At 47.7% G+C, this 13,480-nt stretch carries 9 protein-coding genes, 14 tRNA genes, 2 rRNA genes and 1 pseudogene; 20 read left to right on the forward strand and 6 right to left on the reverse strand.

Features of this window, described 5'->3' with window-relative positions; all coding sequences use genetic code 11:
* Window positions 1–61 precede the first annotated feature (61 nt).
* From AOU00_RS17715 to AOU00_RS17795, 17 genes are all read left to right on the forward strand, one after another.
* Window positions 62–2,987, forward strand: a 23S ribosomal RNA gene (locus tag AOU00_RS17715).
* Between the two features lie 77 nt (window positions 2,988–3,064).
* Window positions 3,065–3,181 (forward strand): 5S ribosomal RNA (rrf, locus tag AOU00_RS17720).
* A 70-nt stretch (window positions 3,182–3,251) separates the two neighbouring features.
* Window positions 3,252–3,327 (forward strand) — tRNA-Ala (locus tag AOU00_RS17725).
* Window positions 3,328–3,331: 4 nt separating this feature from the next.
* Window positions 3,332–3,407: transfer RNA gene (locus AOU00_RS17730), tRNA-Asn, on the forward strand.
* A 3-nt stretch (window positions 3,408–3,410) separates the two neighbouring features.
* A tRNA-Ser gene (locus AOU00_RS17735) sits at window positions 3,411–3,502 on the forward strand.
* A 20-nt stretch (window positions 3,503–3,522) separates the two neighbouring features.
* Window positions 3,523–3,594, forward strand: a tRNA-Glu gene (locus AOU00_RS17740).
* Window positions 3,595–3,603: 9 nt separating this feature from the next.
* Window positions 3,604–3,679, forward strand: a tRNA-Val gene (locus AOU00_RS17745).
* 26 nt (window positions 3,680–3,705) lie between these two features.
* Window positions 3,706–3,779: transfer RNA gene (locus tag AOU00_RS17750), tRNA-Met, on the forward strand.
* Between the two features lie 27 nt (window positions 3,780–3,806).
* Window positions 3,807–3,883, forward strand: a tRNA-Asp gene (locus AOU00_RS17755).
* A gap of 13 nt (window positions 3,884–3,896) precedes the next feature.
* Window positions 3,897–3,972: transfer RNA gene (locus tag AOU00_RS17760), tRNA-Thr, on the forward strand.
* 4 nt (window positions 3,973–3,976) lie between these two features.
* A tRNA-Tyr gene (locus AOU00_RS17765) sits at window positions 3,977–4,062 on the forward strand.
* Window positions 4,063–4,069: 7 nt separating this feature from the next.
* Window positions 4,070–4,145 (forward strand) — tRNA-Lys (locus AOU00_RS17770).
* An 11-nt stretch (window positions 4,146–4,156) separates the two neighbouring features.
* A tRNA-Leu gene (locus tag AOU00_RS17775) sits at window positions 4,157–4,238 on the forward strand.
* Between the two features lie 10 nt (window positions 4,239–4,248).
* Window positions 4,249–4,323, forward strand: a tRNA-Gly gene (locus AOU00_RS17780).
* Between the two features lie 7 nt (window positions 4,324–4,330).
* Window positions 4,331–4,407 (forward strand) — tRNA-Arg (locus tag AOU00_RS17785).
* A gap of 12 nt (window positions 4,408–4,419) precedes the next feature.
* A tRNA-Leu gene (locus AOU00_RS17790) sits at window positions 4,420–4,499 on the forward strand.
* 746 nt (window positions 4,500–5,245) lie between these two features.
* Window positions 5,246–5,509, forward strand: coding sequence for a hypothetical protein (locus AOU00_RS17795; protein ID WP_231109524.1), 264 nt, complete (start codon window positions 5,246–5,248; stop codon window positions 5,507–5,509).
* Between the two features lie 195 nt (window positions 5,510–5,704).
* On the opposite strand, the gene AOU00_RS26680 is transcribed toward AOU00_RS17795, so the two are convergent.
* The 3 genes and pseudogenes from AOU00_RS26680 to AOU00_RS17805 all read right to left on the reverse strand — a co-directional run bounded on the left by AOU00_RS26680 (window position 5,705) and on the right by AOU00_RS17805 (window position 6,900).
* The gene (locus AOU00_RS26680) at window positions 5,705–5,887 is read right to left on the reverse strand and encodes a hypothetical protein (protein ID WP_061832043.1); all 183 of its coding nucleotides are present in this window, start codon (window positions 5,885–5,887) and stop codon (window positions 5,705–5,707) included.
* A 284-nt stretch (window positions 5,888–6,171) separates the two neighbouring features.
* Window positions 6,172–6,403 (reverse strand): annotated as a pseudogene (locus AOU00_RS27150) (IS110 family transposase); the annotation flags it as partial.
* A gap of 38 nt (window positions 6,404–6,441) precedes the next feature.
* On the reverse strand, window positions 6,442–6,900 hold the full coding sequence (locus AOU00_RS17805) for a hypothetical protein (RefSeq protein WP_069291226.1): 459 nt from the start codon (window positions 6,898–6,900) through the stop codon (window positions 6,442–6,444).
* Between the two features lie 416 nt (window positions 6,901–7,316).
* Here AOU00_RS17805 and AOU00_RS17810 point away from each other — a divergent pair, with 416 nt between their 5' ends.
* Entirely contained in the window at window positions 7,317–7,781 is a 465-nt protein-coding gene (locus AOU00_RS17810; RefSeq protein ID WP_061832045.1) for a hypothetical protein, read from the forward strand.
* A gap of 455 nt (window positions 7,782–8,236) precedes the next feature.
* On the opposite strand, the gene AOU00_RS17815 is transcribed toward AOU00_RS17810, so the two are convergent.
* Both AOU00_RS17815 and AOU00_RS17820 read right to left on the reverse strand, forming a co-directional pair.
* Entirely contained in the window at window positions 8,237–9,067 is an 831-nt protein-coding gene (locus tag AOU00_RS17815; RefSeq protein WP_061832046.1) for an SDR family oxidoreductase, read from the reverse strand.
* A gap of 46 nt (window positions 9,068–9,113) precedes the next feature.
* A complete protein-coding gene (locus tag AOU00_RS17820; protein ID WP_061832047.1) occupies window positions 9,114–9,866 on the reverse strand; it encodes an SDR family oxidoreductase in 753 nt (250 codons plus the stop codon).
* A 167-nt stretch (window positions 9,867–10,033) separates the two neighbouring features.
* Between AOU00_RS17820 and AOU00_RS17825 the strand changes: the two genes are divergently transcribed.
* Together AOU00_RS17825 and AOU00_RS25905 are read left to right on the forward strand one after the other, a co-directional pair.
* Window positions 10,034–10,690 carry a TetR/AcrR family transcriptional regulator gene (locus tag AOU00_RS17825; RefSeq protein ID WP_061832052.1) on the forward strand — a complete coding sequence of 219 codons (657 nt, stop codon included), beginning with the start codon at window positions 10,034–10,036 and terminating at the stop codon, window positions 10,688–10,690.
* Between the two features lie 593 nt (window positions 10,691–11,283).
* Window positions 11,284–12,324, forward strand: coding sequence for a collagen-like domain-containing protein (locus tag AOU00_RS25905; RefSeq protein ID WP_335582230.1), 1,041 nt, complete (start codon window positions 11,284–11,286; stop codon window positions 12,322–12,324).
* A gap of 258 nt (window positions 12,325–12,582) precedes the next feature.
* Here AOU00_RS25905 and AOU00_RS17835 read toward each other — a convergent pair whose 3' ends face one another.
* Window positions 12,583–13,434 (reverse strand): aldo/keto reductase, encoded by an 852-nt coding sequence (locus AOU00_RS17835; protein WP_069291227.1) that lies wholly within the window; start codon window positions 13,432–13,434, stop codon window positions 12,583–12,585.
* Between the last annotated feature and the right edge of the window lie 46 nt (window positions 13,435–13,480).

Below are 13,480 nucleotides of genomic sequence, written 5' to 3' on the forward strand. Positions count from 1 at the left end.
TATTCACACATTCGTGTTGAACCGAAATTCAGAGCAAATCGTATTTACCATGTAAATACTAGGTTAAGCTACAAAGAGCACACGGAGGATGCCTAGGCGCCAGGAGCCGACGAAGGACGTGGCGAACAACGATAAGGCCTCGGGGAGCTGTAAGCAAGCTTTGATCCGGGGATGTCCGAATGGGGAAACCCGGCTGTCTTCATCGACAGTCACTTTCTGCTGAATACATAGGCAGAATAGAGGCAGACCAGGGGAACTGAAACATCTAAGTACCCTGAGGAAGAGAAAACAATAGTGATTCCGTCAGTAGCGGCGAGCGAACGCGGATTAGCCCAAACCAAGGAGCTTGCTCCTTGGGGTTGTGGGACGTCTCACATGGAGTTACAAAGGAACCGGTTAGATGAAGAGGTCTGGAAAGGCCCGCCAGAGAAGGTAAAAGCCCTGTAGTTCAAAACTTGTTCCCTCCGAGACGGATCCCGAGTAGTGCGGGGCACGTGAAACCCCGTATGAATCCGGCAGGACCATCTGCCAAGGCTAAATACTCCCTGGCGACCGATAGTGAAGCAGTACCGTGAGGGAAAGGTGAAAAGCACCCCGGAAGGGGAGTGAAATAGATCCTGAAACCGTGTGCTTACAAGAAGTCAGAGCCCTATTGATGGGTGATGGCGTGCCTTTTGTAGAATGAACCGGCGAGTTACGTTCCCGTGCAAGGTTAAGGTGAAGAGCTGAAGCCGCAGCGAAAGCGAGTCTGAATAGGGCGAATGAGTACGTGGACGTAGACCCGAAACCGGGTGATCTACCCCTGTCCAGGGTGAAGGTGCGGTAACACGCACTGGAGGCCCGAACCCACGCATGTTGAAAAATGCGGGGATGAGGTGGGGGTAGCGGAGAAATTCCAATCGAACCCGGAGATAGCTGGTTCTCCCCGAAATAGCTTTAGGGCTAGCCTCGGAAAGAAGAATCGTGGAGGTAGAGCACTGATTGGGTGCGGGGCCCGCAAGGGTTACCAAGCTCAGTCAAACTCCGAATGCCATAGATTTAGTTCCGGGAGTCAGACAGTGAGTGCTAAGATCCATTGTCGAAAGGGAAACAGCCCAGACCATCAGCTAAGGTCCCCAAGTGTGTGTTAAGTGGGAAAGGATGTGGAGTTGCACAGACAACCAGGATGTTGGCTTAGAAGCAGCCACCATTGAAAGAGTGCGTAATAGCTCACTGGTCGAGTGACTCTGCGCCGAAAATGTAACGGGGCTAAACACACCACCGAAGCTATGGCTTGATGCTTGCATCAGGGGTAGGGGAGCGTTGAATGCGGGTTGAAGGTGTACCGTAAGGAGCGCTGGACTGCATTCAAGTGAGAATGCCGGTATGAGTAACGAAAAGATCTGTGAGAATCAGATCCGCCGAAAGCCTAAGGGTTCCTGAGGAAGGTTCGTCCGCTCAGGGTAAGTCGGGACCTAAGGCGAGGCCGATAGGCGTAGTCGAAGGACAACAGGTCGAAATTCCTGTACCACCGTAATCCGTTATGAGCGATGGGGTGACGCAGTAGGGTAGTGACGCGGACTGATGGATGTCCGTCTAAGCAGTGAGGCTGGTGTGTAGGCAAATCCGCACATCGTAAGGCTGGGCTGTGATGGGGAGCGAAAATTGTAGTAGCGAAGGTCATGATCTCAGACTGCCAAGAAAAGCCTCTAGCCAGGAGAAGGTGCCCGTACCGCAAACCGACACAGGTAGGCGAGAAGAGAATTCTAAGGCGCGCGGAAGAACTCTCGTTAAGGAACTCGGCAAAATGACCCCGTAACTTCGGGAGAAGGGGTGCCTCGGTAGGGTGAATAGCCCGAGGGGGCCGCAGTGAAAAGGCCCAAGCGACTGTTTAGCAAAAACACAGGTCTGTGCGAAGCCGCAAGGCGAAGTATACGGGCTGACGCCTGCCCGGTGCTGGAAGGTTAAGGGGAGTGGTAAGCCCTTCGGGGCGAAGCTATGAACCGAAGCCCCAGTAAACGGCGGCCGTAACTATAACGGTCCTAAGGTAGCGAAATTCCTTGTCAGGTAAATTCTGACCCGCACGAATGGCGTAACGACTTGGGCGCTGTCTCAACGAGAGATCCGGTGAAATTTTAATACCTGTGAAGATGCAGGTTACCCGCGACAAGACGGAAAGACCCCATGGAGCTTTACTGCAGCTTGATATTGAATTTGGGTACGATCTGTACAGGATAGGTGGGAGCCGTTGAATCTTGAGCGCCAGCTTGAGAGGAGGCATCCTTGGGATACCACCCTGATCGTATCTAGGTTCTAACTTGGTACCGTGATCCGGTGCGAGGACAGTGTCAGGTGGGCAGTTTGACTGGGGCGGTCGCCTCCTAAAGAGTAACGGAGGCGCCCCAAGGTTCCCTCAGAATGGTTGGAAATCATTCGAAGAGTGCAAAGGCAGAAGGGAGCTTGACTGCGAGACCTACAAGTCGAGCAGGGACGAAAGTCGGGCTTAGTGATCCGGTGGTACCGCATGGAAGGGCCATCGCTCAACGGATAAAAGCTACCCTGGGGATAACAGGCTTATCTCCCCAAGAGTCCACATCGACGGGGAGGTTTGGCACCTCGATGTCGGCTCATCGCATCCTGGGGCTGAAGTAGGTCCCAAGGGTTGGGCTGTTCGCCCATTAAAGCGGTACGCGAGCTGGGTTCAGAACGTCGTGAGACAGTTCGGTCCCTATCTGTCGTGGGCGTAGGAAATTTGAGAGGAGCTGTCCTTAGTACGAGAGGACCGGGATGGACGTACCGCTGGTGTACCAGTTGTTCCGCCAGGAGCACCGCTGGGTAGCTATGTACGGAAGGGATAAGCGCTGAAAGCATCTAAGCGTGAAGCCCCCCTCAAGATGAGATTTCCCAGTATGTAAGACCCCTTGAAGACGACGAGGTAGATAGGTTGGGGGTGGAAGTGCAGTAATGCATGGAGCTGACCAATACTAATCGGTCGAGGGCTTATCCTAAAATAAAACGCAAATGAGTTTCGGATCCAGTTTTCAGGGTGTAACCTTGAATGTAGAATTTACGATGTAAATTCATGTTTGGTGGCGATAGCGGAGGGGTTCCACACGTACCCATCCCGAACACGACCGTTAAGCCCTCCAGCGCCGATGGTACTTGGACCGCAGGGTCCTGGGAGAGTAGGACGTCGCCAAGCAACCCCATAATGGGGATTTTTTTTCGCCTATCATGCTATTGATTATACATACAAAATTGATTTTTTAGATGGGGCTATAGCTCAGCTGGGAGAGCGCCTGCCTTGCACGCAGGAGGTCAGGGGTTCGATCCCCCTTGGCTCCACCAATATTCCCTGATAGCTCAGTTGGTAGAGCACTCGACTGTTAATCGAGTTGTCACAGGTTCGAGTCCTGTTCGGGGAGCCATGTGGAGAGGTGTCCGAGTTGGCCGAAGGAGCACGATTGGAAATCGTGTAGGCGCCAAAAGCGTCTCGAGGGTTCGAATCCCTCTCTCTCCGCCAGCTCTTAATAATAGATATATGGCCCGTTGGTCAAGGGGTTAAGACACCTCCCTTTCACGGAGGTAACAGGGGTTCGAATCCCCTACGGGTCATAGTAATTCGGAGGCTTAGCTCAGCTGGGAGAGCATCTGCCTTACAAGCAGAGGGTCGGGGGTTCGAGCCCCTCAGCCTCCACCATTTGAAAAGTAAATATTTATTACTGTCGCGGGGTGGAGCAGTTCGGTAGCTCGTCGGGCTCATAACCCGAAGGTCGCAGGTTCAAATCCTGCCTCCGCAATTACTTTCAACTAAGAGAGTTGCCTCTGGAACCGTGGTGTAGAGGCCCAACATGCCTGCCTGTCACGCAGGAGATCGCGGGTTCGAATCCCGTCGGTTCCGCCATTTAACTTAATATGCCGGTGTAGCTCAACTGGTAGAGCAACTGACTTGTAATCAGTAGGTTGGGGGTTCAAGTCCTCTCGCCGGCACCATTTTGGAGGATTAGCGAAGTGGCCAAACGCATCAGACTGTAAATCTGCTCCCTTACGGGTTCGGTGGTTCGAATCCATCATCCTCCACCAGTTTTACGAGCCATTAGCTCAGTTGGTAGAGCACCTGACTTTTAATCAGGGTGTCGAAGGTTCGAGTCCTTCATGGCTCACCATTGTATTACATGCGCGTGTGGCGGAATTGGCAGACGCACTAGACTTAGGATCTAGCGTCTTTTGACGTGGGGGTTCAAGTCCCTCCACGCGCATCTTGTTTTTGCGGACGTGGCTCAGCGGTAGAGCATCGCCTTGCCAAGGCGAGGGTCGCGGGTTCGATTCCCGTCGTCCGCTCCATTTATTAGTCCCCTTAGCTCAGCTGGATAGAGCGTTTGACTACGAATCAAAAGGTCGGGAGTTCGAATCTCTCAGGGGACGCCATTAACTTCATAAGCCGGTGTGGCGGAATTGGCAGACGCGCGCGACTCAAAATCGTGAGGGAAACCGTGGAGGTTCGAGTCCTCTCACCGGCATCTATTTCGGGATGTAGCTCAATGGTAAAACTCAGCTTTCCAAGCTGGTAGCGTGGGTCCGATTCCCATTACCCGCTTTATATAGATGAAAAAGGAGAGATGGCTTATTTTTATGCCATCTCTCCTTTTTTAGTTTTAAACTATTTCTATCGACATGACAACCAGTAGAAACCCCAAGGCAGTCTCCTCCGTTCTTTTGCGTTATTAACATGCACAGGCAACTTCCAGAATTTTTATTTTCTGATCTTCTTCATATACTTAAGTTTCAGCTCGTAGTTCAGTTCTTGAAGGCAATATCAGCATGCAGACAGAAATTGCCCCCGCAACCTAACTCTGGTATCGGCGAGAGAAGCAACCGCTCCAGATCCAGAGTTTCAATCTGCTTAACTATCGGTTAATGGGCTTTGAGCGAAGCACTGACCGGAGTCATCTTCGTCTGAGAAGCAACTGGACCTGGTGACCATGGATATCACGATGCCAGATATGACAGGTACACACGAGGCTTTCTATGGATAGGGCGTAAAACTAACGAGGAACGATAGTTAAATAACACACAATGTTGAGCAGGCGCTTCAAGTCTGCTCTTTTTATTAAACTAACGGGCAGGATAGTTATAAATATGTTAAAATAAGGGAGAATAAAATCAGAGGTGAGCTAATGTTCAATCCGAAGATCTTCTTCTATTAGTTGTGTCTAAGGTCATGGCTTCAAATGCCAAAATCTAACCCGGCACAACGGGGATGAAGATGTTTACACGGGAAGAGATTCAATTCTGGGAAGATGAGAAACAGCAAAGTCTGGAGATCAATAATAAGCCCAAAGATCCAAGAAAAGAGAAGCTTAAGGATTTCCGTAAAGGAATCAAGAGTGTTCATTACAACAAAGAATGTAAAATAGCAAGAAAAGATGATTATCGTCTGTATAGAACAAAAATGAAACGACTGATGCGTAGTGAAGAATACGAGCTCCTACACAGTTACAAACGAACGAGTGGTTGGATTACTTGGTAAATGAGGTAGCCTTTGAATGAACTCATCCTATTGTTGAAGTGAGTAGCAGTAGGGCAGTTCATGAGGGGCTGCTTTTTTTTCATTGAGCTAACGGGCAGTTTAGTTGAACAAGATAAGTGGAGGTTTTATGTCGCATTTGACGCAAACTGTGAAGGAGGAAGCTGGGAAAATGATAGCTAAGTGTAAAGTGTTGAGTTAACTATCCAGCTTGTTTGTTGATGTCTTTAATGTTTGTGCAGCCTCATCGAGATAGATATCTAAATAAGTACCATCAGTAAATTTAATAACCACAGCATTAGTAGTGATGGCGACATCTTCAATCGTCCTACCTTTAAGTTTTTCAGGTATAACTTTGAAATTAGTCGATTCCACATTCATCAAATCCTTTCATTGATTACACATCTTAGTAATCGGTAATAAGTATATAAAACCTATATTAGTCTAACACTTCTCATTATAAAAGTAAAAGATGAATGATAGAAATACTGAACAGTACGAAGATATTGTGTAATAAAAGAAAGCGTGCTTATTCAACTAACGAGGAACGTTAGTTAAATAAAGAACAGCGGTAGTCTAGGACTTTCTCCTTTTTTAGTCCAAGGCTGCCGCTATTACTATATTCAATTCAGTCTAATACTATATTTTTATCAGACACCGGCTTTCAGAACGGCATCAGAGGTGGGGAACTCCAATAAGGTTTTCAACGACACCGCAGAATGAAGATCCCCGATAAACACCCTTGTATTCAGGAGACATCTGATCCAATGCGGTTTGGACTGCAGCTTAATTTGAATATATAGACCGGTAAACGCGTCATGCTGTCGCGTTAAGTTTCGGAGATTCAAGCAACTGAATGCCCCTTGTTTTATAATGATCAAAGTCTTCTTTGTAGAAATAGAATCATCTTCGGTTGATTACTCCTCGGGTAAAAGTTATGAACGGTTGACCTTGGCTTCAAAACGCTTTTCCAACACGTCCCAGTTGGGTGTAGGGACCCGGGACCGTTCCTTCCAAAGGTGAAACACGCGGCTCAAAGCTACGATTTCCCCTACGAATCCGTCAACCAGCCGGCGGATCGGCATCCTATGATAAATTTTTATAAAAAGGCGCATCAACGCCGGTCGTTTGCGGATTAGTGAAGCTTGCGCGGCCGGCGTTAGTGGATACCGTAAGGCCTCTAACACGCGAAAGCCTTCGTCCATAGCCGCGATCATCTGCCGCAACAACTTGTCGTCGCCGGCGTTTTTTTTCATTTGACGCTCGTGTATAACCGTTACAAAGTTTAGCGCAATTACAGGCACGATATAATTCTTGAACCGTGCCTCTATATTTTCATGATAGATAGGTATCGTACTTATTTGGTTTACATATGCGGGTACGCCCCCTTCCATGCAGAGGGTCTTTCCCAAACAAACATGGCCTAACGGCCACCATCATGAATGAAAATGTCTTGGCTTGTGAATCTGAACCTCCTTAATGGAGTAGAGGGCACAGGCCGAGAGTTTTTTGTTAGGACATACTCTGAGTCCTTAATTTCCCGACCTAGAGGAACTATAGGCAGCATCGTATTATCTCGCTGGTCGAATATTTAAAGCGGTGTTTGTGAATACCAGTCTATGTGAACACTATTTAACAAAGAAAATCTTCTCTTGAACCAATTTTGGTATACTATGTGGTAGATAAGAGAATTGAGAATTATTTTGAAGTCTGGCTATAAGTGTGTTTCTACAACAACTTGAAAAATAAAATCGATTTTGGTGAAATGCGGAAGCTGTTAGGGCGTAAAGAGAGAAGAGGAGGAATGGAAATGTCGTATCTCGTTGATTTTAAAGATGTATCTACGGTTGGTTTAGAGTCTTCACCTGTAGCAGAAGCGCTTGCTGGTTTACGTGCTAATGAGGCCCGTTATTTTATGAACAAATACAAGCATGAGTTTACGGTTGTACCAGCTAGCGAAAGCCAGGAGAGCCTTGATTATGTGAACCGAATTTTGAGAGAAGAACGTGATATTGCGTTTGCGGCTAAACCTTTAGAAACGTCGCGTTTTCAAGTGGAAAATATCCAGTTTACCTACGTTTTTTATGAGGATGGTCTTGCAATCAACGTCATGTATACGGTGGATGACCCTAAGAAGCGGGCCGTTGGTTTTAAGCTTTCTGAGGGGATGGAGGTACCAAAGGAGCTAGAAGGGAAGTTTAAGTTTGCTAGGCAGAAGTCTAAACTAGCTGGAACAATTCGGGGTTCGTTTTTTGTAATTAAAGGACAATATTAAAGTAAGCAAAAGCGCAAATGGAGGAAACCAGCCCCTTATTCTCTTTGCAAAAAAGTGAAATTAAAGAAAGGGCTATCCCGCAAAAGGATGGCCCTTTTTTGAAAGAATGATGAAAAGCTACCGCTTATCGTATGATTATCAAACAGGAAGATCGCGGGTAGTCTCTGATAAGGAGACTATTTTTTTGAAAACTTGCCCCTTCAGCCAACGCGGTGAACCATACCATAAGTGAAGATGAAAAATTTTCTTGTGGGAAGTGAGCTAACAATACGATTAGCCAGAATAGTTTGCTGCGAATGAAGATAACAACACTTAGTGTGGTATGCACTCGTGTTGATCTCGTTTTAATATCCAAACTTCTATTTCATACATGTTGTTGTTAGTCCATGTCTTGCTTCGCTTTTCTCAAGTGCTTTATTAAGCGGCCCATGATCGATTCTCGATCTCGTCTCCAATCAGTTGTTGAAGTAGTGAGACTGTTCGAGGTCGTGGATCAGTGCAGGTTGCACAGGCCGCCATCCCAGAAGTTCCTGAGTTGCAACGCTTGATCTCGGGATATCGAGCGCTGCAAGTGTGCTGAGGAATCCGAAGTGGGTGTCTGCTTCTTCACGTGAAATGCTGACTACAGGCACGTTCAGGTGTTTACCGATAACACTTGCGATGTCGCGAAATGGCACGCCTTCATCTGCGACCCCATTTAGTCGTGAACCTGCAGGTGCCTTTTCTAACGCAAGGCGGTATAGATGTGCGGAGTCAAGGCGGTGCACAGCCGGCCAGCGGTTGGTCCCCTCTTCTACATAGGCTGAGAAGCCCTTCGTTTTGGCAATGTTGATCAGTCTCGGCACAAATCCTGTGTCACCCTCACCGTGTACCGAAGGACAAAGCTCTACGATCGATGTCCGCACTCCGCGCTCAGCCAGCAATAATATTACGTTTTCTGCTGCCACTCCATTGGCGTGCGTGGTGATCACGAACGGCTTCCCGGACCCTTCCAGCGCCGCCCCCATCGCTTCGACGGCGTGCAGATCTGCTGTGAGTGCCCTGGCGAAGTTCGAGAAGTCGTGATTGAATGCCAGATGAATAATGCCATCCGCAGCAGCCGCGCCACTACGAAGGCTGTCGAGATCGTCAATGTCACCGCGGTGTACTTCGGCCCCGGCCTCTTTTAGTTTCGCAGCGCTATTGTCTGAGCGCACAAGACCGACGACCTGATGACCCGCATCAATGAGTTCACGGACGACAGCGGAACCGATGTAACCTGTTGCTCCTGTTACGAAAACACGCATCATGAAATCCCCCTTAAGCTACTAACCATTATTGTATAAATTATAATTACCACGCGATGGGTCCATCCTCATCTGAGAACGTTCCTGTTGGACCGTCCGCACCAATCATCGCAAGCCGGACTGCTTCACGCGCCCCTTGTTCAACACTACGAGTGCCAGCAAAATTATTGAGCGCGGTCGATGTAAAACCTGGACAGGCCGCATTGACCTTGATGTTTGTCGATTCAAGCGCAAAGGCAAAGGCAAGTGTCACCGCATGAACAGCCGATTTTGATGCCGAATAGGCCCCAAACATCGCACGATGTGAGTTTTCCGGAATGGAATTCCAGCTAAGGGAGCCGCCGGTGCTGCCCATGTTGACGATGCGTGCTGCCGGAGCCTCACGTAAAAGTGGCAACATGGCCTGGGTGACTGCAATGACACCAAAAACATTAGTTTCATAAACCGAACGAATGTCTTCGAGCGAAGCAACGGTCAAAAGACCGCTCGTCGCGCCACTGCTCGGAAACGGATCGTCCGGTTTACCTGCGTGTGATATGCCCGCATTGTTCACAAGTACATCGAGACGACCAAATTCGTTCCGAATACGCTCTGCTGCAGCAACAATGGAGTCCTGATCGGTAACGTCGAGCTGGAGAGCGTGCGCATCCGAACCGATGCTTTTGGAGGCAATTTCTCCATTCTCGAGGCTGCGTGATCCAACGAGCACGGTGAAACCGTGTTCCGCTAGATCCTTCGCAATCTGTAAACCTATTCCTTTATTGGCACCGGTGATCAAGGCTACGGGTTTGTCTTGCATGATCGTAATCTCCTTTTTGGTATGGGGCACCATCTATATATTTCCCGTTGGATGTGGGATAATGATATTAAATCACACAAAAACGAAACTGTAAAGTTCCGGAACTAATGAGTTTCTGAATATATATTTTAAAAGGAGCTAAGTTTATGAGTAAAACAAAAAAGGAAATGTCTGAGAGGGGCGAATTAACTGAGGTCGTGGCAGAAAAGCCTGCGAAAATATTGGGACGCAAGAGAGATCACACGCGGGATGATAAAATCCTTGAGGCGGCAATCGCCATCCTCGCCGATACGAGTTTCGATGGTATGACAATGGACATGGTCGCGGCTCGAGCAAAGGCTGGGAAGGCGACGGTTTACCGCCGCTGGTCTTCCAAGGCGGAGTTAGTCCGAGACGCCTTGGCCTGGATGAATCGAAATCATCTTGAGCTCGAAAGCTTGCCTGATACCGGAACCTTGCGCGAAGATCTCCTCGTGCTTTTGAAGCCGCAATCGATCGCGGAAGAAGAACGCAAATTTCGAGTCCTAGCGGGCCTAGGCTCCTTTTTGCAGCATCCGGAATTTGCCGAAGCAGGAACAGCCGGGATTTTCGAGCCATGGGTTGTTGTAAACCGCGAGCTTATGAACCGAGCCGTCGTCCGCGGTGAAATTCCTGCTCACGCGGACATTGAGATGGCTTGCCAGGTCATTACTTCAATGGCTTCTTTTCGCGGACTCATCCAGCGCAAACCGTTCGACAAGCCTTTCTTTACAGCGCTAATCGATGGTATTCTACTGCCTGCACTCAAAAACCCGCGAACAGCTCCAAATATCATGGACCGATGATGACCAGGCGCTTACCAGAAGAATCTACAAGGTGGATCAAGAGGTGAGCAGGATTGGTTTCAGGATAGTGAGCCTAGGAGAAAAATATTACGGAGTCGAACGCTCTGTTGTATTATCACAGAAATGATTCAATTAACGGGAACGATACTTGAATTTAGAACAGGGAGCACACTGCCACTGTGAGGTACAAAAAAAGAACCAAATGTGATTTTGGTTGACGCAGTGAAGGACGATTTAAATTATGTAATTATACTGAAAGATTGTTGTGGTTTGTGGTATAACATCACCCTACTAAACACCCAATATTCTAAAAATGGATTTTAGTCTAGCGAATAACCGGCTATTCGTCCATGCCTAAAATAAACAACTCACGTACACTGAACCATATTTATAGGGAGGTGTCGTTGTTGAGTTGTCCGGATAAAAAAAAACGTGCAAAAAGAAAACCACAATTGTTTGCCATCCAAAAGAAAAGAAAAAAGAAACTGTTGAGTTTTCTGGATAAAAAAAAATCGTGCAAAAAGAAAACCGCAATTGTTTGCCATCCAAAAGGAAAAAAAAAGAAACGACGTCTTCTAGTTATTAAAAAAATAGTGCGGGTACCGTGTCCCCCACCTAAAGGTCAGCAATTACTTCAAGGACTTGCGGGAGCAATTGCAGAAGCTGGACCTCAAGGACTTGTAGGAGCACTTGGCCCCCAAGGATTGGCAGGGATTGCAGGAGCGATAGGCGCACTTGGTCCCGAAGGACTTGCAGGAGCACTTGGCCCCCAAGGATTGGCAGGGCTTGCAGGAGCGATAGGCGCACTTGGCCCCGAAGGACTTGCAGGAGCACTCGGCCCCCAAGGATTGGCAGGGATTGCAGGAGCAATTGGCGCACTTGGCCCCGAAGGACTTGCAGGAGCACTCGGCCCCCAAGGATTGGCAGGGATTGCAGGAGCAATTGGCGCACTTGGCCCCGAGGGACTTGCAGGAGCACTTGGCCCCCAAGGATTGGCAGGGATTGCAGGAGCAATTGGCGCACTTGGCCCCGAAGGACTTGCAGGAGCACTTGGACCCCAGGGACTTGCAGGGATTGCAGGAGCAATTGGTGCAGCTGGATTGGCAGGACCAACAGGAGCAGCAGGACCAGCAGGACCGGTAGGACCAGCGGGACCAGTAGGAGCAGCAGGAGCAACAGGTCCAGCGGGACCCGCAGGGCCGGCAGGTGGAGTATTAGGCTTTGCAGATTTCTTTGCCTTGATGCCTCCTGATAATGCAGCAACTGTTGCTCCCGATACAGACGTAAGTTTTCCGCAAGATGGCCCAATCAGTGGGACTGCAATTACCCGTATAAATGCGAGCTCTTTTAACTTGGCTACAATTGGCACTTATCAGGTTTTGTTTCAGGTAGGTGTAAACGAACCGGGTCAACTCATTTTAACACTCAACGGCGCTGATCTGGCTTATACGGTGGTCGGGCGTGCAACAGGTACTTCTCAAATAGTAGGAATGGCTCTTGTGCAAACAACGGTCATTAATTCAGTACTCACAGTGCGAAATCCTGCTGGCAATGCCGCGGCACTCACGATCACTCCATTAGCTGGAGGAACAAGACCAGTTTCCGCGCACCTTGTTATTACGCAGGTTGCATAGAGGGAAAGAAATGCAGTATTTTTCGATAATAATGCCAATATCAACGATAGTTCAATAACCACGAGGAGACGGCAGACGATAAAGTGGCTGTCGTTTTCTCAACTAACGAGCAAATTAGCTTAATAAATACATTGATGCCGCAAACGAAAAAGAGGAGTAGATATCCTTAGGGCATCTACTCCATACTTTTAACGTTAATGTTAAATTGTTGGTTCTTTTGGCGTAATCAAAACCTACGGGTGATCTTTTAAAAGATGGTTAGATATCGAGTTTACGGGTACCGATCCATTTCACCATGTCAGGATCGCGATGTGAAAAGAACAGGCTCTTTTTCGTATCTAACGTAGTAATCGACTCCATATCCTCCTGGCTTAACTCAAAGTCAAAGATATTGAAGTTTTCGATAATTCTTTCTTTACGAACAGACTTTGGAATCACAACAACTTCTCTTTGTGTCAACCAGCGTAAAACCACCTGAGCAACGGATTTATTATACTTTTCAGCTATGGATACCAATATTTCATTCTGGAACAAGTTATTTTTCCCTTCAGCAAAAGGCGCCCAGGATTCGATCTGAACATTATTCTCTTTCATGAATTTTGCATTTTCGATTTGCTGGTTGAATGGGTGCGTTTCAACCTGGTTTACGGCAGGAACAACTTCATTATGAATAATCAAATCGATCAGGCGATCCTCATGAAAGTTACTAACGCCGATTGCACGGACCTTTCCTTCACGGTACAATTCCTCCATAGCGCGCCAAGAACCAAACACATCTCCATATGGCTGGTGAATTAAATACAAATCCAAATAATCCAATTGCAATCTATCCAGTGATTTTTCAAATGCCTTTTTTGTACGCTCATAACCCGTATCCTGAACCCAAAGTTTCGTAGTGATAAATAACTCCTCTCTTGTCACGCCACTACGTTTGATCGCTCTGCCAACTGCTTCTTCATTTAAATAAGAGGCAGCAGTATCTATCAGCCGATAGCCTGCCATAATAGCGTCATAAACGCTTTGTTCACATTCATTTGCATCTTGGATCTGATAAACACCAAAACCGAGTATAGGCATCTCAACCCCATTGTTCAAAGTTACTTTTTGCATATAAAATCCTCCAGGATTTTTAACTATTATGTGTAAATCAACTACA

The organism is Paenibacillus polymyxa (genome assembly GCF_001719045.1).
In the GTDB taxonomy this organism is placed as follows: Bacteria; Bacillota; Bacilli; order Paenibacillales; family Paenibacillaceae; genus Paenibacillus; species Paenibacillus polymyxa_B.